The sequence below is a fragment of the Nitrospirillum guanabarense genome, from assembly GCF_034653355.1.
Taxonomy (GTDB): domain Bacteria; phylum Pseudomonadota; class Alphaproteobacteria; order Azospirillales; family Azospirillaceae; genus Nitrospirillum.
In genome coordinates, this window is record NZ_JAYEER010000001.1 from 236,876 (window position 1) to 260,165 (window position 23,290).

At 67.5% G+C, this 23,290-nt stretch carries 19 protein-coding genes and 3 pseudogenes; 20 read left to right on the forward strand and 2 right to left on the reverse strand.

Features of this window, described 5'->3' with window-relative positions; genetic code table 11:
- The first annotated feature begins 4 nt into the window (after positions 1 to 4).
- Genes UAA55_RS00940 through UAA55_RS00955 form a run of 4 tightly spaced genes read left to right on the forward strand, consistent with a single transcriptional unit; the run spans position 5 to position 5,898 of the window.
- Positions 5 to 3,085 carry an efflux RND transporter permease subunit gene (locus tag UAA55_RS00940; RefSeq protein ID WP_322950791.1) on the forward strand — a complete coding sequence of 1,027 codons (3,081 nt, stop codon included), beginning with the start codon at positions 5 to 7 and terminating at the stop codon, positions 3,083 to 3,085.
- Between the two features lie 13 nt (positions 3,086 to 3,098).
- The gene (locus tag UAA55_RS00945; RefSeq protein ID WP_322950792.1) at positions 3,099 to 4,394 is read left to right on the forward strand and encodes a glycosyltransferase; all 1,296 of its coding nucleotides are present in this window, start codon (positions 3,099 to 3,101) and stop codon (positions 4,392 to 4,394) included.
- Between the two features lie 10 nt (positions 4,395 to 4,404).
- Complete coding sequence (locus tag UAA55_RS00950) at positions 4,405 to 5,694, forward strand: MFS transporter (protein WP_322950793.1); 1,290 nt, start codon at positions 4,405 to 4,407, stop codon at positions 5,692 to 5,694.
- A 3-nt stretch (positions 5,695 to 5,697) separates the two neighbouring features.
- Positions 5,698 to 5,898, forward strand: a complete 201-nt coding sequence (locus tag UAA55_RS00955) for an MbtH family NRPS accessory protein (protein ID WP_322950794.1) — start codon at positions 5,698 to 5,700, stop codon at positions 5,896 to 5,898.
- Between the two features lie 71 nt (positions 5,899 to 5,969).
- On the opposite strand, the gene acpP is transcribed toward UAA55_RS00955, so the two are convergent.
- Both acpP and UAA55_RS00965 read right to left on the reverse strand, forming a co-directional pair.
- Positions 5,970 to 6,203, reverse strand: a complete 234-nt coding sequence (gene acpP / locus UAA55_RS00960) for an acyl carrier protein (RefSeq protein WP_322950795.1) — start codon at positions 6,201 to 6,203, stop codon at positions 5,970 to 5,972.
- A gap of 46 nt (positions 6,204 to 6,249) precedes the next feature.
- Positions 6,250 to 6,720, reverse strand: a complete 471-nt coding sequence (locus UAA55_RS00965; RefSeq protein WP_322950796.1) for an acetyl-CoA carboxylase biotin carboxyl carrier protein — start codon at positions 6,718 to 6,720, stop codon at positions 6,250 to 6,252.
- 358 nt (positions 6,721 to 7,078) lie between these two features.
- Between UAA55_RS00965 and UAA55_RS31140 the strand changes: the two are divergent.
- The 16 genes and pseudogenes from UAA55_RS31140 to UAA55_RS01040 form a co-directional block, all read left to right on the forward strand.
- Positions 7,079 to 7,876, forward strand: a pseudogene (locus UAA55_RS31140) (LysR substrate-binding domain-containing protein); the annotation flags it as partial.
- 133 nt (positions 7,877 to 8,009) lie between these two features.
- Positions 8,010 to 9,008, forward strand: a complete 999-nt coding sequence (locus UAA55_RS00970) for a penicillin acylase family protein (RefSeq protein ID WP_322950797.1) — start codon at positions 8,010 to 8,012, stop codon at positions 9,006 to 9,008.
- Complete coding sequence (locus tag UAA55_RS00975; RefSeq protein ID WP_322950798.1) at positions 8,960 to 10,324, forward strand: penicillin acylase family protein; 1,365 nt, start codon at positions 8,960 to 8,962, stop codon at positions 10,322 to 10,324. Before UAA55_RS00970 ends, UAA55_RS00975 begins: the two co-directional genes overlap by 49 nt.
- Positions 10,325 to 10,640: 316 nt before the next feature.
- Positions 10,641 to 11,687, forward strand: coding sequence for a hypothetical protein (locus UAA55_RS00980; RefSeq protein ID WP_322950799.1), 1,047 nt, complete (start codon positions 10,641 to 10,643; stop codon positions 11,685 to 11,687).
- Between the two features lie 49 nt (positions 11,688 to 11,736).
- Positions 11,737 to 11,889: pseudogene (locus UAA55_RS00985) on the forward strand (transposase); the annotation flags it as partial.
- Between the two features lie 17 nt (positions 11,890 to 11,906).
- Entirely contained in the window at positions 11,907 to 14,438 is a 2,532-nt protein-coding gene (gene mgtA / locus UAA55_RS00990) for a magnesium-translocating P-type ATPase (protein ID WP_322950800.1), read from the forward strand.
- 279 nt (positions 14,439 to 14,717) lie between these two features.
- On the forward strand, positions 14,718 to 15,143 hold the full coding sequence (locus UAA55_RS00995; protein ID WP_322950801.1) for a DUF3775 domain-containing protein: 426 nt from the start codon (positions 14,718 to 14,720) through the stop codon (positions 15,141 to 15,143).
- 17 nt (positions 15,144 to 15,160) lie between these two features.
- Positions 15,161 to 16,336, forward strand: a complete 1,176-nt coding sequence (locus tag UAA55_RS01000; RefSeq protein ID WP_322950802.1) for a patatin-like phospholipase family protein — start codon at positions 15,161 to 15,163, stop codon at positions 16,334 to 16,336.
- 9 nt (positions 16,337 to 16,345) lie between these two features.
- Positions 16,346 to 17,137: a polysaccharide deacetylase family protein gene (locus UAA55_RS01005; protein ID WP_322950803.1), complete on the forward strand. Its 792-nt coding sequence runs from the start codon at positions 16,346 to 16,348 to the stop codon at positions 17,135 to 17,137.
- Positions 17,134 to 18,396, forward strand: coding sequence for a putative glycoside hydrolase (locus UAA55_RS01010; RefSeq protein WP_322950804.1), 1,263 nt, complete (start codon positions 17,134 to 17,136; stop codon positions 18,394 to 18,396). The genes UAA55_RS01005 and UAA55_RS01010 overlap by 4 nt, the downstream gene beginning before the upstream one ends.
- A gap of 8 nt (positions 18,397 to 18,404) precedes the next feature.
- The gene (locus tag UAA55_RS01015) at positions 18,405 to 20,216 is read left to right on the forward strand and encodes a serine hydrolase (protein ID WP_322950805.1); all 1,812 of its coding nucleotides are present in this window, start codon (positions 18,405 to 18,407) and stop codon (positions 20,214 to 20,216) included.
- Entirely contained in the window at positions 20,209 to 20,676 is a 468-nt protein-coding gene (locus tag UAA55_RS01020) for a DUF1343 domain-containing protein (protein ID WP_322950806.1), read from the forward strand. The genes UAA55_RS01015 and UAA55_RS01020 overlap by 8 nt, the downstream gene beginning before the upstream one ends.
- Positions 20,677 to 20,797: 121 nt before the next feature.
- Positions 20,798 to 21,364: a nitroreductase family protein gene (locus UAA55_RS01025; RefSeq protein WP_322950807.1), complete on the forward strand. Its 567-nt coding sequence runs from the start codon at positions 20,798 to 20,800 to the stop codon at positions 21,362 to 21,364.
- 141 nt (positions 21,365 to 21,505) lie between these two features.
- A pseudogene (locus UAA55_RS01030) lies at positions 21,506 to 21,730 on the forward strand (hypothetical protein); the annotation flags it as partial.
- Positions 21,731 to 22,071: 341 nt separating this feature from the next.
- Positions 22,072 to 22,806: a DUF4198 domain-containing protein gene (locus tag UAA55_RS01035; RefSeq protein WP_322950808.1), complete on the forward strand. Its 735-nt coding sequence runs from the start codon at positions 22,072 to 22,074 to the stop codon at positions 22,804 to 22,806.
- Positions 22,807 to 22,834: 28 nt separating this feature from the next.
- Positions 22,835 to 23,215 carry a hypothetical protein gene (locus tag UAA55_RS01040; protein WP_322950809.1) on the forward strand — a complete coding sequence of 127 codons (381 nt, stop codon included), beginning with the start codon at positions 22,835 to 22,837 and terminating at the stop codon, positions 23,213 to 23,215.
- Positions 23,216 to 23,290: the final 75 nt, after the last annotated feature.

Sequence of the window (23,290 nt, forward strand, 5' to 3'; positions counted from 1 at the left end):
GGGCATGGGCTTCTCCTCCCTCTTCATCCACCGTCCCGTGGCCACCGGCCTTTTGGCCGCCGGCCTGCTGTTGCTGGGGGCCGTCGCGTACCGGTCGTTGCCGGTGGCCTCCGTTCCCGCCGTCGACCTGCCCACCCTGTATGTCCGCGCGGATCTGCCGGGGGCCAGCCCGGAGACGATGGCGGCCACGGTGGCCACACCCCTGGAACGCCAGATCGGGGTCATCGCCGGCTTGTCCGAACTGACCTCGGTGAACACGGTGGGCGGCACCACCATCGTGGCGCAGTTCGACCTGACGCGTGACGTGGACAGCGCCGCGAGGGACGTGCAGGCCGCCATCACCACCGCCGGCGGCATGCTGCCCTCCAGCCTGCCGGCCCCCCCGTTCTACGTAAAGGCCAACCCCAGCGCCTTCCCCATCCTGACCCTGGCGTTGACCAGCGACACCCTGCCGGGCAGCCGGGTCTATGACTACGCCAACACCGTGGTGGCCCAGGCGTTGATGGAGATCGACGGCGTCGCCCAGGTGGAAATCAGCGGCGCGGAGAAGACGGCGGTTCGCGTCCAGGCGAACCCCGGCGCCCTGGCCGGCCGCGGCCTGGGGCTGGAGGACGTGCGCCAGGCGCTGGCCAAGGCCACGGTCAACCTGCCCAAGGGCAGCCTGGACGCGGGCGACAGAAGTTTCCTGGTGGCGGCGAACGACCAGGTTCTGGATCCGGCGGCCTTTCGCGACCTGGCCATCGCCTACCGGGAAGGCGCCCCGGTGCGCCTGGGTGACGTCGCGACCATCCAATCCGGCACGGTGAACAACAAGCTTGCGTCCTGGTGGAACGGCCGCCCGGCCATCATCGTGCAGGTCCGCAAGCGGCCCGGGGCGGACATGGTGGCGACCGTGGACCGGATACGCGCGGCGCTGCCCCGGTTGGCGGCCTGGCTCCCGCCGTCCGTGGCGCTTCATGTCACGGGGGACCGCACGCGGGTGGTCCGCGCCGGCATCGGCGACCTGCATGTCACCTTGGGCCTGACCATGACGCTGGTCGTCCTGGTCATCGCGCTGTTCCTGCGCCGGCTGTGGGCGGTGGTCATTCCGGGGGCCACCATCGCCGCTTCCGTGGCCGGCACCATCGCCGTCATGGCGGCGACGGGCTGCGGCCTGAACAACCTGTCCCTGATGGCCATCACCGTGTCCATCGGCTTCCTGGTCGATGACGCCATCGTCGTCATTGAAAACATCACCCGCCTCGTCGATCAGGGCGTGCCGCCGCTGACGGCCGCCCTGCGCGGCACGCGGCAGATGACCTTCACCGTGGTGTCCATCACGGCGGCGTTGCTGGCCGCCCTGATCCCGGTGGCGTTCATGGACGGGGAACTGGGCCTGTTCTTCCGCGAATTCGGCATCACGCTGTGCGCCGCCATCATCGTTTCGGCGGTCGTGTCCCTGAGCCTGACACCGGCGATGTGTGCCCGCCTGCTGACGCCGTCTCCGAAGCGCGGCCAGCCGGAAACATGGGCGGAGGCCGCCAGCCGCCGGTACGGGGCGGGGCTGGAGCGGGCGTTGCGCCATCCCCGGCTGATGCTGCTGGGCGTGGGGTTGAGCGTGGCCGCCACCCTGGCCCTGTTCGCGGCGCTGCCCAAGGGCCTGCTGCCCAGCCAGGACACCGGCGTCATCCGTGGCGTGACCGAGGCCCCGCCCGACATCTCCTTCGCCGCGATGCGTGACCGCCAGCGGGCGGTCGACGCCCTGCTGCGCGCCGACCCGGCGGTTGAGAGCGTGACCTCGTCCATCGGCGTCGGACTGTGGAACGCGATGAACACCGGAACCCTGTCCATCACCCTGAAACCGCCCGGGAAGCGCCCAGGGGAACGCGAGATCGCGACTGATGAGGTGGCGGCCCGCCTGCGCCACGCCCTGGCCCGCGTCCCGGACCTGGCGGTCTACCTGTCCGCCGTCGATGACTTCGGCGTTGGGGGACGGATGGGCCGGGCGCGGTACCAATACACCCTTCGCGGTCCCCGGCTGGATGACCTGATGGCTGTCGCCAGCCAGTTGCGCGACCGCATGCGCGCCCTGCCGGAATTGACCGACGTCTCCACCGACCAGGAAGCCAACGGCCTGCAGGCCAATTTGGCCATCGACCGGGCCAGCGCCGCCCGCCTGGGCGTTTCCACCGAGGCCATCGACCAGACGCTGTACGACGCGTTCGGCCAGCGGCAGGTCGCGACCCTGTTCACGGAATTCGACCAGTTCAAGGTCGTGCTGGAGGCGGACACCGATCAGACGGACGGCCATTCCCTGATGCAGCTGCGCGTGCCGTCCAGTGCCGGCCCGCAGGTGCCGCTGTCGGCAGTGACACGGCTGGGCAGCGGATACGCCCCCCTGCTGCTGAATCATGAAGGACAGCTGCCGGCCATCACCCTGGGCTTCAACACCCGCGACGGCATCGCCATCGGCCAGGCGATCACCGCCATCGACGCTGTCGCGCGGTCCCTGCGCCTGCCTCCCGGCGTCACGGCGGGGTACGCGGGAACGGCCAAGGCCGCGAACCGGTCCAATGCCAACCAGGGATGGCTGCTGCTGGGCGCCGTCGTCGCGGTCTATCTGGTCTTGGGCATCCTCTATGAGAGCGTCGCCCATCCCCTGACCATCCTTTCCACCCTGCCGTCCGCCGGGCTGGGCGCGTTCCTGGCCCTGTGGATCACCCGGACCGAGGTGTCGGTGATCGCCATGATCGGCCTGATCCTCCTGATCGGCATCGTCATGAAGAACGCCATCATGATGGTGGATGCCGCGCTGATGGCGGAACGGGTTCTGGGCCTGGCGCCGCGCGCCGCCATCGTGCGGGCGGCCACCCTGCGTTTCCGCCCCATCGTGATGACCACCCTGACGGCGGCGCTGGGCGCCCTGCCCCTGGCCTTGGGGCTGGGCACCGGCGCGGAACTGCGCCAGCCCCTCGGGATCGCGGTGGTGGGGGGCCTGCTGCTGTCCCAGGGGGTGACCTTGTACACCACCCCCGTCGTCTATCTGGCCGTGACCCGCCTGCGGGGCCGCAAGGCGGCGCTGCCCATCCTGCAACCGGCGGCATGAGGAAGGGGGAACCATGCGCATCGCCATCGTGATCCCGGGTACGCAAGGGGACGTGCGCCCCTTGGTGGCGTTGGGACGGGGCCTGGCCGCCCGGGGGCACGCCGTGCGCGTCGTCACCGTTGGCGAATTCCGGCCCATGGTCCAGGGCGCGGGGTTGGAGTTCGGCATGCTGTCGGGCGACCTGAAGGCCACGGCCGCCCAGCACCAAGAAGCCTTCGAACGCGGCCAGGGCATCGCCACCATGCTGCGCACCGCCCAGCGGGTCATGCGCGCCATGGTCGCCCCCTGGGTGGCCGAGGGACTGACCGCCTGCCAGGACGCCGACCTGGTGATGGCCGGCGGTGGCGCCGTTCCCCTCGGGGCCTCCCTGGCGGAAGCCCTGGGCCGCCCGTTCGTCCAAGCCTATCTGCAGCCCACCGTGCTGTTCGGCCACCTGCCGTCACCCCGACTGCCCGTGCCGGCGCGTGCCCTGCCGTCCCCGGTCAACCGGTCGCTCAATCGCGTGTTGGATCTGCTGGCGTGGCAGGCGCAGCGGCCGGCCGTGAATGACGTCGTGCGGGAGGGGCTGGGCCTGGCGCCCTATCCTTGGCCAGGCCCCGGGGCGCAGATGCGCACGGCGTGGCCGATCCTGTTCGGTTTCAGCCCCACCATCGTTCCACCCCCGCCACACTGGCGGGCACGGGCCCGCGTGACGGGCTATTGGCCCCTGCCCACGGACGCGGCGTGGACGCCGCCCGCCCGGCTGGTGGACTTTCTGGAGGCTGGGCCGGCACCGCTGTATATCGGTTTCGGCAGCATGGCGAACCGGCAGGCGCCGGCGCGGGCGGAACTGGTGGTCCGCGCCCTGGCGCTGACCGGCCAGCGGGCGGTGCTGGCGACGGGATGGGGCGGCTTGCCCCCCGGCATCGATGCACCGGAAGACCGGCTGATGGTCATCGACGGCGCGCCGCACGACTGGTTGTTCCCCCGCGTTAGCGCCGCGGTGCATCACGGGGGTGCCGGAACCGTCGCCGCCGCCCTCTCCGCCGGCATTCCGTCCATCATCATCCCCTTCCTGGGTGACCAGTTCTTCTGGGGCTGGCGGATGCGGCAGCTGGGCGTCGCCCCGGCCCCCTTGTCGCGCAAAACCATGACGGCGGAGGATTTGGCGGCCGCCATCCGGTGCACGGGGGATGCCGGCATGCGGGCCCGGGCGCGGGCTTTGGGTGACCGCATCGCGGCGGAACGGGGCGTGGAGGCCGCTGTGACGGCGCTGGGCGATTGGGGGCTGCTGCCCAACGCCACGCTGCCGGCGCTGGATGTCGCGTAGGGGGACCGGAATGCCACATAACGTTCGCGAGGCCCTCATCCTGCTGGTTCTGCTGTTAGACGCCCTGGGCTGCGGGGTGGTCACGCCCGTGCTGCCCACCCTGGTGCTCAGCTTGTCGGGGGACGAGGCGGCGGCCGGGCGTGACATCGGCCTGCTCAATGCCGCCTATGCGGCGGCCTTGTTCCTGTCCTCACCCTTGCAGGGCCGCCTGTCGGACCGTTTCGGCCGGCGCCCCTTCATTCTGCTGGGCTTGATGGGCGGCCTGGCGCATTACGTCACGGCGGCATTGACGCCGTCCCTCTGGCTGCTGTTCGCCGCACGCCTGCTGGGTGGCCTCTGCGGCGCCAACGCCGCCGCCGCCAACGCCTACATGGCGGACATCGTGCCGCCGCGGCGGCGCACGGCGATGTTCAGCTGCATGGGGGCGGCCTTCGGTCTGGGATTGGGCCTGGGACCAGGGCTGGGCGGGCTGCTGGGCGGTCTGGATCCGCGTCTTCCCTTCTGGACCGCGGCGGCGCTGGCCGGCGCGACGGCCATCCTGGGCTGGGTCCTGCTGCCGGAAAGTCTTCCGTCCGGCGCCCGGCGCCCTTTCGACTGGACCGCCGCCAACCCCTTGGTCTCCCTCCTATCGCGGGGGCAGACCGCAACGGCCCGTGACTTGCTGGCCGGGATTTTCCTTTATATCGCCGGGCAAACCGCCTTGCAGACCACCTGGGTTCTATTCCTGCGCCAGATCCTTGGATGGGGTGCGGCGGAGGTGGGCTTGTCCCTCACCGCGCTGGGGTTGGTTTGGGGAGTCGCCCAGCTGGGGCTGACCCCCCTGGTCACGCGTTGTCTGGGGGACGGGCGCGCCCTGCTGCTGGGCCTGACCATGACCATCGTGGCCTACGCCTTGTATGGCTTCGTCCAGGAAGGGTGGCAGCTTTACGCCGTCATGGCGGGCACCGCGGCCGCCTTCGTCACTGGCCCCACCGCGCAAGGCGTGCTGTCACGCCAAGCCCCACCCGACCGGCAAGGCGAACTGCAGGGCCTGGCGACCAGCATGACCAGCCTGGGCGCCATCGCCGGCCCCATTTTGGGCGGCGCCAGCTTCAGCTACCTGACGGGTCCCGAAAAGCCCATGGCCATGCCGGGTGGCGCGTTCGTGGTCAGCGCCCTGCTGACCCTGATGACCCTTGGTTTCGCGATCCGCGCGCTGTCGCGGGAGCGGCGCCAGGACGGCCGCATGACAGGCGGCGATACCGGGCTGATGGAGGTCCAGTTGGCCTCCGCCCTCGATCACATCAGCAATGGGAGATAGATCATGGCGTTTGAAGACGATGCCCCGTGCCAGGTTCTGGCCAACCTGAGCGGGCGGTATTCCCTATGGCCCGTCAACCACGCGATACCGGACGGCTGGCGCGCCGTCGGCTTCTCCGGCCCCAAGGCCGATTGCATGGCCTATGTGGACGACGTCTGGACCAACATCCTGAGGAACCAGGACATGCCGGCCCCTTGCCCCTGACGGAAATGCGTCATCGCGCAAGGCAAAGCGGCTCCCGCCGCCAGGCTGGACCCATGGCGGCGGGACCGTCCTCATCGGTTCGCCGCGATGTAGGAAGCCGCGTCTCGGACGGTGATCATTTTCCGGATCGCCTCGTCCGAGATGGGGCAGCCGAACTCCCCTTCGAAGGCCAGCACCATTTCCATGGCGTCCAGGCTGTCCGCGCCCAAATCGTCCACGAAACTCATGTCATTGCTGAGCGCGTCCTCAGGAACACCCAGTTGGCGCACGACAATTCTTCTGATCCGCGCAGGAATATCGTCCATTTTCGGCCCCTCTCGTAATCAAAGGTTAAAGTGAAGGCGTTGAAGTTCACTCGATCATGAAAAGCGGCTGGTCGAATTCGACGGGCTGCCCATCCTGCACCAGGAATTGCGCCACCCGACCGGCCCGCGGCGCGGGAATGGCGCGCCGGATGGTCATCATTTCCACCGTCATGACAGTCTGTCCCCGCCGGACATGGACGCCGGTGAGGATGTGGCCGCCGGCCTCATCAGCGGGGGCCCCCAGGCGCGCCACCCCGACAAAGGGGCATTTTACCGTCATCATCGGCGCGGGCGGCGGATCGGCCATTTCAACAAGCGCGTCGGATGGCGCCGGTGCGGCAAGGGCGATCCCCATGTCCGCTTGCACTCCGTCGCGACTGATCCGCAACCGCCGATTATGCCAACTGCATTCCATCTCCCCCAATTCCGTCTGCTGCATCAGTTCTGCCATTTGGCGCACCATCGTCGAGATGACGGCCAGTTCCTGAGGCGCCGTGGCCCGATAGCTTTCAACCATATGCCCCCCTTTCCTGGCCTATTCCTTCCGGGATCGTTGATTTATGGATGAAGAAAGCCAGTTGACCTTTCGATACATCTCCATGTCGCTCAGACAAGGCTGTCACTATACTAAAGTATATAGAAGAATAAAAATTTATGCATTGTGCCTTAAGTAAAATTTACGACGGCGCTGCACGATGTAGCCGAGTACGACAGAAATATATAATCAATGTGGGTGTCAATTTTCCGAAACGCCCTCACTGGAATCGCATAAAATTTTATTTTTCTGCATTCCATGGTATGATTATTTATTTTTTTCTATTTCGCACAAGCGAAAAGAGTTGAGATGAAAGATAAGCTATGTTGATATGTCAATTATGCGCCCATCTCTCGAACTCGATCTGTTGCAAACCCTGGTCGCTATCGCGGATAGCGGTAGCTTCGCCGCGGCCGCGGCGCGGGTGCATCGAACCCAGTCCGCCGTCTCCATGCAAATGCGGCGGTTGGAGTTGGTCGCCGGCAAACCGCTGTTCGATCGGGATGGACGTCGGGCACGCCTGACGCCGACTGGCGAGACCTTGCTGGCCTACGCGCGTCGCATCCTTAACTTGCAGGATGAGGCATTCTCGCTACTGAATGAGGTGGAGATCGCAGGGACGGCGCGGCTGGGCATCGACGAGGTCTACGCCGACCCCCTGCTGCCCTTGATCCTGACGCATTTCGCGCGCAACCACCCGCTGGTGGAAGTGATGCTGCGGTGCGAACCCAGCGCTATTTTGCGCGATCTCGTCATGTCAGGCGACCTTGACATGGCCTTGGTGTCCAAGAAAAGTGCCGCCTGGCTGGATGTCGAGACTCTGCGACATGAACCCTTGGTCTGGATAGCGGCCCCCACCTTCGACCATACCGCGTCGCCTCTGCCGCTGGCCTTGCCCGAATCCGGCTGCCCCACCCGGGACCATGCCTTGAAAGCCCTGGCACGCAGCGGGCTGGCTCATCGGGTGGCCTACAGCAGCCCGAACTTTTCCGGCCTGCTCACGCCTGTGCGGGCGGGCCTAGCGGTCACGGTCGTGGCACAGTTCAGCGCCCCGCAGGACTTGCGCATCCTGGAGGAGCGGCACGGCTTCCCCCGCCTGCCGAACATAGAGATCGGACTGTTGCGCGCGCAAAACCGGGGAAGCCGGCCGACGCGCTGGCCGAGTGCATCACCGGCAATATTGAGCCACCGGTGTGGTGGCCGGAACCCCGGCACCGCGTCGCCGCCCTTCCCGTTTTCATGGACGCCATATGCAATCCGGAAGACTGAAAATGGTGGCCGATATGCTGTGGGGCGGCGGGGTCGCCGCCGCGCTGTTGGCCAAGGGGCTGTTCCAGCGGCTTCCCGCCGTATCAACGGAGGAACGTCTGGCGAGCCTGCCCACCCGCGGTTTGCCGGTCGCGCGACCCGTAACGATCCACTGGAACCAATACCAGGTTCCCTTCATCGAGGCGGAGACGGACGAGGATTTGGCGGTCGCGCTGGGCCTGGTCCACGCCCACCTGCGCCTGGGGCAGATTGAGATCATGCGCCGCGCCGCGTTCGGGCGGGTGGCGGAAATGATCGGCCCCCTGGGCGTCGAAATCGACCGGTCCCTGCGGCTGCTGGACGTCGGCCGCGCCGTGCCCAAGATCGCCGCGGCCTTGGCCCCGGACGACCGGCGCTGGATCCAGGGTTTCGTGACGGGGTTGAACCATTACCTGTCCAACGCCCCCACCCTGCCGCCGGAATTCACCTTGCTGGGCCTAAGGCCCGAACCCTGGACATTGGAAGACCTGCTGACCCTGATGCGCTTCAACTCGGCCGACATCAGCTGGCTGATCTGGGTGCGGCTGCTGCCCATCCGGGCGCGGATGAGGCAAGGGGATTGGCGCCAACTATGGCAGCGCCTGTTGGCGGGCGGGGCCCCGCCATCGCTCGCCGCGGCCACCAGCGGCCAGATGGAGCGCGCCGTGGCGGAGACGGTCCTGGCGGCCGCCACCCGTAGCGGCAGCAATTCCCTGGCCGTGGCCGCCGGCCGCAGCGCCAATGGCGGAGCCATGATCGCCAGCGACCCGCACCTGCCCCTGGGCCTGCCCAACCCCTGGCTGGCGGCGGGGTTCAAGTCCCCATCCTATCACGCCGTGGGCCTGATGATGCCGGGCCTGCCCTTCGTGGCGCTGGGCCGAAACCCCTGGATGGCCTGGGGGGAACCAGCCTGCACGCGCAGGGAAGCGATCTGGTGGATGTCAGCGGCCTGCCCGCCACCGAATTCCGCGATCGACCGGTGACGGTGCGCGTGCGGGGCGGCCGGCCACGGCAGTTGCGCCTGAGGGAAAGCCCACTGGGCCCGGTGGTGTCGGACGGGCCGCTGATGGCCAATTCCCGGGCCACGGCATTGCGGTGGGTGGGGCATCGGCCCAGCGACGAGATCGGCGCCATGATGGCCGTGGCGCGCGCCCGGGATTGGGACGGATTCTGCACGGCGCTGTCCGGCTTCGCCGTCTCGGGACTGAACATGGTGTATGCCGGGGGCGACGGGCGGGTGGGGCATTTCCTGGCGGCTCATTTGCCCCGCCGACGGGATGAGCGGCCACCGGACCTGATCATACCGCCGGACGCGGCCGACCACTGGCACGATGTCGTCGATGGCCGACAGCTGCCCCTGCGGGTCGATCCCGTCGATGGCGTGATCATTTCCGCGAACGACGCCCCCGACACTGCCCAGGATGCCGCCTCCGGTACGGGCGCGTTTCCCATCGGTTTCTTTTTCGCCCCCCCAGACCGCGCCACCCGCATTCGGCAGTTGCTGGGCGCGCGCCCGCTGCTGTCATCCCTGGATCTGCAACGCGTCCAGGGCGACGTGATTGTGCCCGGCGCTCTTTCCCTCCGCGATCTATTGCTGGCCCATGCCCCCCTGGCGCCCGCGCGCCAGGCGGTGCGCGCCCTGGTGGACACGCTGCGACAGTGGGACGGCAGTTACGATCAACGGCAACCGGGCGCCTTGGCCTTCGAACTCGTGCTGGCGGGCGTGGCCAGGGAATTGGGCAGGACGCGCCTGGTGAAGCCATACCAGATCGTCTGGCACGCCCAGTCCCTGTTGCTGGAGGATTTCCAGCGGGCGGAACCGGCGGCGCTGCGTCGGGGGGTGGAACGGTCACTGGGGCGGGCCGCCCACACGCTGGCCCGCCTTGGGACGTGGGGTCGCTTCCATCAGTTCCGGCTGCAGCATCCCTTTGGGCGGCTGCCACTCCTGGGACGGCGCTTCCGCCTGCCGCCCTTCCCGGCGGATGGGGGCAACAATTCCGTCTACAAGGCGGGGCACGCGATCACCGACAAGCCCCATGCCGTCAGTTTCGGCTCTTGCGCCCGGCATATATCGGAACTCAAGGATCCGGACGCCAACCGCTTCGTGCTGCTGGGCGGCCAGGATGGCTGGCTGGGCAGCGCCAATTACGCCGACCAGATCGGCCTTTGGCGGCAGGGGGGATATATGAACCTGCCTTTGCGCCCCGAAACAGCGCGCGCGTCCTTCCCGCACAAGACGTATTTGCGGCCCCTGTCGGCGGGCGAAGCGCCGCCCGCCCCGGCACGGCGTCCGGATTGACGTCTATTGCGTATGCGTCTGGCCCGCCCCGTCCACACGTGGTGTGACGATCCAGCCTGAGCCTTCTCCGAATTGGTGGACACCAGCCTCCGACAGTCTTTGACAGATCGCCGCGCGGAACTGTCACGCTTGCAGGCGCGATCCTTGCCGCGCGCCCAGCGAGCATGGCCAAGTTCGATACCTCTTCCTTGCGCTAGGTCAATGTCGCCAACCAACGATTGCCCCTAAGATGCTTAATGATGGCCGCCGTCGATGACACGTTGATCGGCCCCCTCAGCCTCCGCATTGCCTGCCCCTCGACCCGATGGAGGAGAGCATGCCAGAACCGTTGCCTTTGCCGCGTGACATTCCGCAGGCCGCAGGCGGCTTCGCGGAGGAAATCCTGCGGGATGGCGCGTTCGCCCGCTTGGTGCGTTTCCACGCCCCTGGCGACAACGAACCGGCGCTCCGGCCGCGCACTCTGCTGGTCGCGCCGTTGTCGGGCGTCAACCCCCGCCTCCTGTACGACATGGTCGCGGATTTGGTGGCAGGGACCGACCTGCACCTGCTGGAATGGCGGGACGCGGCGGAAGTGCCCGCGGCATGCGGAGGCTTCGGCCTGGCCCATTGCTTGTCGCAGGTGCTGGAAGCTGTCGAGGACCTGGGCGAAGAGGTCACCCTGATCGGCCTGTGCCAGTCGGCCTTGCCGGCCCTGGCCGCCGCCGCCCTGCTGGCATCCAGCCGGACCTTGCCCAAGCCGCGCAGCCTTATCCTGATCGGCGGCAAGATCGACCCCCGCATCAATTCCACCCCCGGCGACCGCTTCGCCATGGCCCATTCCCTGGATTGGTTCCGCGAGCACGCGATCACGGCCGTCACAGCCGGGCGCCCCGGCGCGGGGCGCCCGGTCTATGCCAGGACGACGCAGGAAAAGGTGCTGTGGTCCTACGTGAACCGGCATCTGGCCGACGGATGCGACATCATCACGAAGGCGCTGCACGATGATGGGAGGGATCCCGAGGGACACCCCTTCCTGCCCAGCCTGGGGTCGCTGATCGACGTGCCGGCGGAGTTCTTCCTGGACGTGATCGGCACCGTTTATCACGCCCACGCCCTGCCGGAAGGCAGGATGACCTGGTTCGATCTGCCCGTGGACACCAAGGCTATCCGCGACACCGCCCTGCTGACCGTCGAGGGCGGCCGGGACGATATCGCCGGCCCGGGACAATGCCGGGTGGCCCATGACCTGTGCCCCCGCATTGACCGGGACAAACGTCGACATCGCCTTTTGCCTGGGGTCGGGCATTTCGATCTTTTCCACGGCACTGTCTGGCGTGAGCGGGTTCGGCCGATGGTCAACGAGTTCCTGCATCAGCGCCCGTGAATGTGAGGTGGAGTTACGGTCGGTGGTGCAGGCGATCTTCTACCTGCTGGAGGGCGGTGGCGTGCGTGGCTATGACGCGGGCAAGAAGGTGAAAGGCCGCAAACGCCATATCATCACCGATACCAATGGTTTACTGGTCGGTGCCGTCTTTCATGGCGCCGATATCCAGGACCGGGATGGCACTCCCTCGGTGCTGGCGTCCGATGCTGCGGGGGACCCATGCTGAACACCCCGTCACCCACCACCTGGACCCTGCCACTGGCTGATCTGCTGGCGAGGCTTCCAGCCAATGCCGCCGGCCTCACGACGGCGGAGGCGGAGCAACGGCAGCGGCGATGGGGTCTCAACCAGGTGGTGGGCCGGCGTCGGCGGTCGGCGTGGCTGGACTTCCTGGCCCGTTTCGCCAATCCACTGGTCGTGATCCTGCTGTTCGCCAGCGCCCTGTCGGCGGCCACCGGCAACACCTCCAGCTTCGTCATCGTCTCCGTGGTCGTCTTGCTCAGCGTGGTGCTGGACTTCATCCAGGAACGGCAGGCGGAGGCGGCGGTGGAAGCCCTGCGCCGGACGGTGGCCGTGCGGATCCGGTTGTGGCGCGACGGCCAGGAGACGGCCGTGCCGCTGGAACAGTTGGTGCCGGGCGATGTGGTGCGGCTGGCGGCCGGCGACCTGGTCCCCGCCGATTGCCGCCTGCTGGAGGCGCGCGACCTGTTCGTGAACCAGGCCATCCTGACGGGAGAGCCCTACCCGGTGGAGAAACGGGCTGAAGAAGGTTCCCTACCTGCAAGCCCCCCTGGGGAGGCGACCGCCTGTCTGTTCATGGGCACGTCCGTCCTCGCCGGCAGCGCCACGGCCATTGTCTGCCAGACGGGGGGCGCCACCCTGTTCGGACAGATGAGCCGCAGCCTGCAATCAACCCCATCGCCGACGGCTTTTGAAATCGGGGTCCGCCGGTTCGGTTTCCTGATCCTGCGCCTGACCTTCTTCCTGGTCTTGTTCGTGCTGGTGGTGAATACCCTTTTCCACCGCCCCTGGTTGGATTCCCTGATGTTCGCGCTGGCGCTGGCGGTGGGGCTGACGCCCGAGTTGCTGCCCATGATCGTCACGGTGACACTGGCGCGCGGCGCACTGCGGCTGGCCAAGCGCCGGGTGATCGTGAAGCGGCTGGCCTCGATGCACAATGTCGGCGCCATGGATGTGTTGTGCACCGACAAGACGGGAACGCTGACCCAGGCCGCCATCCACCTGGTGCGCACTCTGGATTGCGACGGCGAGGACGCCCCCGGCGTTTTCGAGCTGGCCTATGTCAACAGCCGGTTCGAGACGGGCCTGCACAGCCCCATGGACGACGCCATCCTGGCCCAGGGCCAGATCGACATGACCGCCTGGAGGAAGTGCGACGAGGTGCCCTTCGATTTCGAGCGCCGGCGCGTGTCGGTCCTGGCGGAAAACCATGGAACCAAACTGCTGGTGGTCAAAGGCGCGCCGGAGGACATGGTGCGGCTGTCCGGCCAGTGGCGTGGACCGGGGGGAACGCTTCGCGCCTTGGATGAGGAAGCCCGGGCACAGCTGGACGAACAGTTCCAATCGCTGGGCCGCGACGGCTATCGCGTGCTGGCCGTCGCCACCAAGCCCCTGCCACCGGACCGCCAACACATCGACCGCGCCGACGAACGCGACCTGGTCTTCGAAGGGCATCTCGCCTTCCTGGATCCGCCCAAGGCCAGCGCCACGGCCGCCGTGACCTCCCTTGCGCGATCCGGCGTCGACATCAAGATACTGACCGGTGACACCGAGGCGGTTACCCGGCACCTGTGCGCTCAGCTGAACCTGCCCATCACCGGACTGTTGACGGGCGAGGAACTGCAGGCCCTGACCAGTGAGGCATTACACGCGCGGCTGAAGCAGGTGAACGTCTTCTGCCGCGTGACGCCGCAGCAGAAGGAGCGTGTGCTGTCGGCCTGCCGCTGGGCGGGGCACGTCGTGGGTTTCATGGGGGATGGGGTCAACGACGCCGCCGCCCTGCACGCCGCCGACGTCGGCATTTCCGTGGACACCGCCGCCGACGTGGCCAAGGAGGCCGCCAGCCTCATCCTGTTGGACCAGGATCTTTCCGTCGTGCACGAGGCCGTGCTGGAGGGGCGCCGCACGGTCCTGAACGTCACCAAGTATGTCCTGATGGGCAGCAGCTCCAATTTCGGCAACATGTTCAGCATGGCCGGCGCGGCCTTGTTCCTGCCCTTCCTGCCCATGCTGCCGGCGCAGGTTCTGCTGAACAACCTGCTCTATGACGCGTCTGAGGCGGGCATTCCCTTCGACCGCGTGGAGGAGGAGGCGCTGACGCGGCCGGTGCGCTGGAACCTGCCCCTGATCCTGCGCTTCATGCTGGTGCTGGGCCCGGTCAGCTCGCTGTTCGACTTCCTGACCTTCTACGTCCTGCTGCACCTGCTGCACGCCAACGAGGCGCTGTTCCAGACTGGCTGGTTCATCGAAAGCCTGGCGACGCAGGTATTGGTGATCTTCATCATCCGCACACCCCGCCTCCCCTGGCAGGGCCGACCTCACCCATTGTTGGCCGGCTTGGCCGTTTCCACGGCCACACTGGCCGCCCTGCTGCCGCTGACTCCGTTGGGGAGTATTTTCGGCCTGGTCGTTCCACCACCGGCCTTCTACCTGTTCCTGGTCGGCGCGGTCATGGCCTACCTCATCCTGACCGAGAGCATCAAAAGGCTGTTCTTTAAAAGGTTCTCCTGATCGCCAAATTCCGGTGTCCGCCCCTCGTCGTCGATCCTAAAGGCGGCCATGGCCACGCCCATCGCGCATCCGGCATTGAACGCCGATGCGCATCAAGACAGGCGATATCGCTGCGGGGAATTCCATGCGCTTAAGTAAAACCCCATAGATACCAATGGTGACCAGTAAGGAGAAAGAGCCATCTCTTGAGCCAAATCAAGGATATATCCCGCAAACTACTTTAAGCGTTCAAGACCACGCATACCCACGGTCGCCACCAGCCGGACAAGGGAGAGGACCATGGCCACGGTCGAGACGCCCCAGCGGATCGAGTTGAACATCAGCGTCGAGAAAGTCTTCTATATCATCGTGAAGGCGCGGGAATTCGACGTGAAGGTGGCGCCGGTGGAACCCGATCCCGGTTCCAATCCCGCCGATGACGGCGAGGGCTCCATCCTCGGCGATTATGCCGACGATCCGACGGCCATCGAGCTGCGCGCCGCCATCAACGCCCTGAACGACGATGAGGTGATCGATCTGATCGCCCTGGCTTGGCTGGGGCGTGGCGATGACGACTGGGCCGCCGTCCGGGATTTGGCCCGTGAACGCCACCACCGCCATTCCGCCTCGTACCTCATGGGCATGCCGGCACTGGGGGACTACCTCGAGGAAGGGTTGGCGGCGCTGGGCTACTCCTGCGAGGAATTCGAAGTCGGACGGCTTTGACGGGTGGGAGGAGAAGCATGCCCGACACGCCCCTGCTGAAGACCCACCGGTCCAACACGCGCCCCCCGTTCCGGCGCATCGCCCTGGTCCTGCAAGGCGGCGGCGCCCTCGGCTCTTACCAGGCCGGGGCCTACGAGGCCTTGGCCGAAGCGGAGCTGCATCCCAACTGGGTCGCCGGCATGTCGATCGGCGCCATCAACGCCGCGCTGATCGCCGGCAACCCGCCCGAGGAACGCGTCGCCAAGCTGCGGCAGTTCTGGGACGAAGTGGCCGGGGCGGCGCGGGCCCTGGATTGCCTGGAGGCGTTGGCGGCCTCGGAGATGGATGGCGAGGCGCCGCGCACCACCCTGAACCAGTTGAGCGCCCTCATTTCAACCGTGGCCGGCGTGCCCGGCATGTGCACCCCCCGGCTGCTACCCCCTTGGGCATCATGGCCGGGCAGCACGGCGGCGACCAGTTTCTACGACACCGCCCCCCTTCGGCGCACGCTGGAACGGCTGGTGGATTTCGACCGCATCAACGCCGATCCCCTGCGCTTCAGCGTCGGCGCCGTCAACATCGAAACCGGCAACTTCGTCTATTTCGATACCACCACCCACACCATCGGACCGGAACATGTCATGGCCAGCGCCGCGCTGCCGCCAGGCTTCCCGGCCATCGAGGTCGACGGGGAGTTCTACTGGGATGGCGGATTGGTGTCGAACACCCCCCTGCAATGGGTGCTGGAAGGCGATGCGCATGAAGACACCCTGGCATTCCAGGTGGACTTGTGGAGTGCCAGGGGCGACGTGCCGACAAGCCTGGCCGAGGCCATGACCCGCCAGAAGGAAATCCAGTATTCCAGCCGGACACGGGCCGTGACCGACGAATTCAGGCGCAAGCAACGGCTGCGGCATGCCATCGCCGCCCTGCTGGCCGATCTGCCCGCCGACTGTCGCGAGCTGCCGGCGGCCCGCCACCTGGCGCCCGACGCGGACCACAAGGTGTTCAACATCATCCACCTGATTTATCACGCCAAACGCCACCAGGGCAGCACCAAGGATTTCGAGTTTTCGCGACTGAGCGTCGGGGAGCATTGGGCCGCCGGCTACCAGGACGCGGTGCGGACCCTGCGCCATCCGGAGGTGACGCGGCGCCCGGAGACGGAGGACGGCGTCTTCACCTTCGACGTGGCCGTCGATGGGCGGGAATAGGAGGGGACCATGCGGTGCCGTCCGCTGTTCACGCTGATCCCCCTCCTGGTGTCCGTGCTGATGGCGCCGGCCGCGCTGGGACAAGATGCTGGGGCCCCGATCCTGGCCTATCACCGCTTCGATCCCACCTCGCCTGGCCCCACGACCATCACCACGCCCGTCTTTGAGCGACAGCTCGATTGGCTGGACGCTCACGACATCAAGGTCGTGCCCCTGCGAAGCGTGGTGGATGCGGTACGCGGCGGCCAGTGGCCCGCCCCCGGCCGGGTGGCCGCCATCACCGTGGATGACGGCCATGTCTCGGTCTATACCCAGTTCTACCCCATCATCCTGCGCCGGCACGTTCCAGTCACCCTGTTCATCTATCCGTCGGCCATTTCCAACGCCGCCTACGCCCTGACATGGGAGCAACTGGCGGAGATGGTCCGATCCGGCCTGGTGGACGTTCAGTCCCACACCTATTGGCACCCCGATTTCCGCAAGGAACGCGCCCGTCGCACGCCGGACGATTACCGCGCCTTCGTGAATTCCCAGTTGGTCCGGTCCAAGGCGACGCTGGAACAGCACCTGGGCATCAAGGTCGACCTGCTGGCCTGGCCGTTCGGAATCATCGATGCCGATCTTCAGGCCGCCGCGGAGCGCGCCGGCTACCGCGCCGCCTTCGCTTATGAGGGTGGTTGGGCGGCACCGGGGGGTCCGCCCTACGCCATTCCCCGCATTCCGGTTTCAGACCGCGCCCGCGACGCCACCTTCGCCGCGTTGCTGACGCCGGCGCCCACGAAAAAGGACCAGCCACGATGATCCGACGGTTCCTCAAGAGCGCCGTGCTCGCCGTCTGCCTGGGACTGGCGCTGGCCCGTCCGGCCGCGGCCATGGCGGGGCGGGTTGTCGATGGCGCCACCGGCGCGCCCATCGCCGGCGCCACGATCGTCGCCGGCGGTCAACTGGTGCCGGTGGACGGGATGGGACGCTTCACCGTCGACACCACGGGCCCGGTGTTCGCCCGCGCCCCGGGCTACCGGGCAGGTACCTTCAACCCTGCGGCATTGCCACCGAGAGACGCCGCGTTGCGATTGGAGCCCTTCACGCCCAAGGCGCTCTACCTCACCGTTTACGGCATCGGCTCCAGTTCCTTGCGCGATCCCGCCCTGGCCCTGATGCGGGAGAAGGGCCTGAACGCCCTGGTGATCGACGTGAAGGGGGACAGGGGGCTGGTCCCCTTCCCCAGCGCGACCGCCCTGACGGTGCCGGGCGCCCGCGCGGTCACCACCATCCCCGACCTGGCGGAACTGGTGGCGACGCTTCACGCGCAGGGCATCTATGCCATCGCCCGCATCGTCACCTTCAAGGACCCGCTGCTGGCGGCCAGCCGGCCCGACTTGGCGGTGAAGCGCGGCGATGGCGAGGTGTTCCGCGATCGGGAGCATCTCGCCTGGACCGACCCCCTGCAACAGGCGGTTGGCGATTACAACATCGCAATCGCCATCGAGGCGGCCCAGGCGGGTTTCGACGAGGTCCAGTTCGACTATGTGCGCTTCCCTGACGCGAACCAGCGCTTGCGTTTCGCCGGGCCGACGACGGAAAAGGACCGGCTGGCCGCCATCACCGGCTTCTTGGGGGAAGCCCGCCGCCGCCTGCTGCTCTATAACGTCTATGTCGCGGCGGACATCTTCGGCTACGTCTGCTGGAACCTGGACGATACCGGCATCGGGCAGCGCCTGGAGGAACTGGCGCCGCAGGTGGATTACCTGTCCCCCATGCTCTACCCTTCCGGCTTCCAGTTCGGCATTCCCGGATATCGCAACCCGGTCAGCCATTCCTACGAGATCGTACGCTTGTCGCTGGAAAACGCGCTGTCACGGCTGAAGATATCGCCCAAGCGGTTCCGCCCTTGGCTGCAGGCCTTCAAGGACTATGCCTTCGATCGCCGCGCCTTCGGCGGCGGTGAGGTGCGGCTGCAGGCCAAGGCGGCCGAGGACGTGGGGGTGGACGGATGGATGCTGTGGAATCCGCGCAACGTTTACGGCGACCTGGGCATGGAACAGCAGGCCGCGCGCTGAGAACCGGCATGTTCCCATGGCTGCATCGCCACCTGCTGCCGGGCCTGATCCTGCTGGCCCTGGGCACCACACCGGCGTTTGCCGCCCGGCCGGACTTGACCTCCCTGGCCCCCGCCATCGATACCGCCGTCCGGGAAGAGATGGCCACCGGCGACATCCCAGGCGCCGTGGTCCTGGTCGGCGACCGCGACGGCATTCTGTACGAAGGCGCCTGGGGGCTGCGCCAAGTGGTCCCGAAGGCGGCGCCCATGGCGGCCGATACCATCTTCGACCTGGCCTCGATGACCAAGGTGCTGGTGACCACCACCGCCATCATGCAACTGGTGGAACGGGGCAAGGTGCATTTGGAGGCGCCGGTCTCCCGCTATTGGCCGGCCTTCGCCGCCAACGGCAAGGCCGCCATCACGGTCGAGGCGTTGCTGACCCACACATCCGGCCTGCGCGCCGACCTGGATCTGGCCCGCCGGTGGGCCGGCGCCACCGAGGCGCGGGCCCTGCTGCTGGCGGAGACGCCGGTCAGCCCCTCCGGGGAACGCTTCCGCTATAGCGACATCAACTTCCTGGTCCTGGGTGAGGTGGTGCGGCGGGTCAGTGGCCTACCGCTGGACCAATACGCGGCCCGACACATCTTCGGTCCCCTGGGCATGGCGCATACGCGGTTCCTGCCACCCGCCGCCTGGCGCCCCCGCATCGCGCCGACGGACCTTCAGGATGGGACGCTGCGATGGGGTCAGGTCAGCGACCCGGCCGCCTATCGCATGGGGGGCGTGGCCGGGCATGCCGGCGTCTTCGGCACGGCGGCGGACTTGGCGCGCTTCGCCCGCATGCTGCTGAGCGGTGGCACGCTGGGGAAACGGCGCATCCTGAGGACCAGCACCGTCGCCCTGCTGACCCGGCCCCGGGTGCTGCCAGGCGGAATGACGCGGGGGCTGGGCTGGGACATGACCTCCTCCTACGCCGGCGGCCAGGATAGCGCATTCGGTCCGGGCTCCTATGGGCACACCGGCTACACCGGCACCTCGCTCTGGATGGACCCTAACCGCGGCTGCTACCTCATCATCCTGGCCAGCAGGCTGCACCCGGACGGCAAGGGCGACGCCCGGCCCTTGCGCCGTCGCCTGGCCGAAGCGGTAGCCGCCGCCTGGCCGCCACCGGTATTGCCCGGCATCGATGTGCTGGCCGCCCAGGGCTTCGCCCCGCTGCTGGGCAAACGGATGGCGCTGCTGACCAACCAGACGGGCGTGGACCGGCAGGGCCGCAGAACCGCCGACCTGCTGGCGCGCGCGCCGGGCGTCCCCCTGGCGCTGTTGTTCAGTCCGGAACACGGCCCGACGGGCGACCGCGAAGGGCGGATCACCTCGGGCACGGACACGGCCACCGGCGTCCCCATCCTCAGCCTCTACGGCGCCAGCCGCCGCCCACCGCCGGAAGCCTGGGCCGGCCTGGACGCGGTTGTCATCGACATCCAGGACGTGGGCGCGCGCTTCTACACCTACGCCACCACCATGGCCTATGTCCTGGAGGCGGCCGCCGCCGCCCACGTTCCGGTCTACCTGCTGGACCGCCCCAACCCGATCACCGCCACGGCGGTGCAGGGGCCGGTGCTGGACGCGGACCGCCGATCCTTCACCGGCTACTTCGCCTTGCCGGTGCGGCACGGCATGACCCTGGGGGAACTGGCCGCGCTGTTCAATGCCGAGAACAATATCGGCGCGGCGCTGACCGTCATTCCCATGCACGGCTACCACCGCGATCGCTGGTATGATGAGACGGACCTCCGTTGGATCAACCCCTCGCCCAACCTGCCGGTCCGTGACTGAGGCCACACTCTACCCTGGCGTGGCGCTCATCGAGGGCACCACCGTCAGCGTGGGGCGCGGCACACCAAACCCGTTCGAAGTGGTGGGCGCGCCGTGGATCGACGGACCGGCCCTGGCTGAAGTGCTGCAGGCGAGGGCCATCCCCGGCGTGCGGTTCGCGCCCACGACCTTCACTCCAACGACGGACCGCCATGCCAACCGGCCCTGCCAAGGCGTGCGCCTGACGGTGACGGATCGCACGGCCCTGGACAGCCCGCTGTTGGGTGTGGAACTGGCGGCGGCGCTCCACCAGCTCTACCCGCAGCGGTTCACCCTGGATGACACCCTGGGCCTGGTCGGCTCCAAGGCCACGGTTGAGGCCATTCGTTCGGGCGTCGACCCGCGCGCCATCGCCACCGGATGGGAAGCGGACCTGACGGCCTTCAAGGCGCTACGCGCCAAATACCTGCTCTATCCGTGAACAGCGGCGGCGTGATCCATCTCAAGGTGCGCGGCGCCGGGCCATAGGAAGGTGCGAACCATCGGCGCGCGCTCGGCCCGGCGTGCTGACCGACATCGGGAGGGCCGCACAGGAGGGAACCATGGATCTCTTCGACGCCTTGCATAACCGCCGCGCCATCCGCGCCTACAGTGAATCCGGCGTCGCCGCGAACCAGATCCGTTCGGTCATCGAGGCGGCGGTGGACGCCCCCAGCGGCATGAACCGCCAGCCCTGGTCATTCATCGTGGTGATGGACCGCCCCCGGCTGCGCCTGTGGTCGGACCATGCCAAAGCCTTTCTGCTGCGGTCCTTGGACGACCAACCCGAGTTGAAGCCGATGGAAAGCCATCTTGCCGACCCGGCCTTCAACATCTTCTACGACGCGCCCGCCCTGATCGCGATTTGCGCCACGGTGCCGGACGCCATGGCCCAGCAGGACTGCTGCCTGGCGGCCGAAAACCTCATGCTCGCGGCCCATGGCCATGGCCTGGCGACCTGCTGGATCGGCTTGTCGCACGCCTGGCTGAACAGCGCCGACGGCAAGGACGCCTTGGCCCTGCCGCCGACCATGCCGGTCGTGGCGCCCATCATCATCGGCCATCCCAAGGACGGCGCCCCGCCGAAACCGCACCGTAATCCCGCCCATATTTCCTGGATCGGCGGCTGAAGCCACCGCCGGAGGGCCCTCATGCGCACCTCCCTCACGGTCCTGTACTGCCTCACCGCGACCGCCTGCGCCGTCAGACAGGATGATCCAGAGGCGGTGCGACGGGGAAAAGGGCTGGCTATCACCTGATGCTCGGAATGCCATCGGGTGGCGCCTGACCAACCCACGGGCGCACGGCCCGGCCATGTCATGCCACCGCTCATGAACGCCCCCAGCTTCATGAGCGTCGCCGCGCGGTCCGACGTGGACAGGCATCATCTGAAGGACTTCGCGTCCGATCTCCACCTGCCCATGCCGATGTATCATCTGACGTTCAAGCAACAGGACGATCTGATCACCTACATCCTGTCGCTGAAGGAACGATGATGTCCGCTGGTGGAGTGGATGAGGTGCGCCCAACCCACTCGTTCGCCAATAAGCGCGAAAGGCGCCCATATCCTCCCGCCCCATGACCGTCATGGCCGACAGACAGCCAAGTCATGTTCGCCCTGGGCAAATCAGCCCATGGCCCCCTCATCCATGCGGGTGACCGACGGATGCCTATCCCGGTGGGGCGTCAAAGCACAATCAACCGCGTGCCCTGACGCCCCGACCTTTTTCTGCCGCCGGCACCCACGCAATCGGTGCCTTCCAGCCGATGCGTGGTGCTAGCCTTTTTAAAAATGGACGCCACCAGGCGGTACCGGAAACAGGACAGGGGACTAAACATGCGTCGTTTCAAGCCCGCCGCCCTCATCGCGCTGGCCACCGCCCTTTCCGCCGGCCCGGCCGGCGCCCATGCCATCTGGTATGCCGAACACGCCCGCCAGCTGGCGCTGATCTATGGCGTCGGCGCGGACGATCTGGACTCCGTCAAGCGCCTGCCGGGCTTCGAAGGCATCGCCGCCTACGACGCTAACTACCAGCCCATCGGGGCCAAGCTGCGCGTGGCCGGCCCACTGGTCGTGGTTGACACCGACCAGCGCCCCACCCTGGTGACCGGCAGCCTGCAGAACGGCATCTGGTCGCGCCTGAAGGGGGAGGAGTTCGAGAAGAAGACGCGCGAGGAAATGCCGAATGCCTTCTATTCGGAAAAGACCGTCAAGTACACGGTGGCCATCCGCGGTCCCCTGGACAAGCCCATCCCGGCCCTGCCCGGGCAGGTGCTGCAGATCATCCCCGTCGGCGCCATCCCGGAAAAGATGGGCGCGCCGATGACCTACAAGGTGATCTACAACGGCAAGCCGCTGGGCGGCGTGCCGGTCATCAACGATCTGGTGAACGACCCGGACGCCACGCCCGTCAAGACCGCGGCCGACGGCACCGTCACCCTGCCGGTGCGCAACCAGGGCCTGAACGTCCTGGAGGCCGTCTTCAAGGCGCCGACCGACGATGCCAAGAAATATGACGAGGTCGAACTGAGCGCCACGCTGTCCTTCGTCCTGCCGCACCTGCCGGAATGATCCCGCCCCTTTCAAGGAAGGCTAGCCAATGAACGCGAAATTACTCGCCCTGCCATTGATCGTCCTGGGCCTGGCCGCCGCCCAGCCGGCGCTGGCCCATGGCAACACCAGGCCGCAGCACGGCGGCGTGGTCCTGATGGCCGGCGAGACGGTGTTCGAACTGGTGACCAAGGCCGGCGCCGTGGCGCTGTACGTCACCGACGATGATGAACCGGTGAAGGCCACCGACATGAGCGGGGACATGACCATCTCCGCCGGCGGCAAGACCCAGCTGGTGCCGCTGAAGCCGGCGGATGGCAACCGCTTCGACGCGCCAGGCGCTACCATCCCCGCCAACGCCCGCGTCGCCGTCCAGGTCAAGGACAAGGCGACACAGACCAGCCTCGGCACCACCTTCACCCTCAACTAGGCATCCCGATGCAGGCTCCGCCCACCTCCCAACATCCGGTCGGCGGCGCCCCCGCCGCCCGGCGCCGGACGGCCG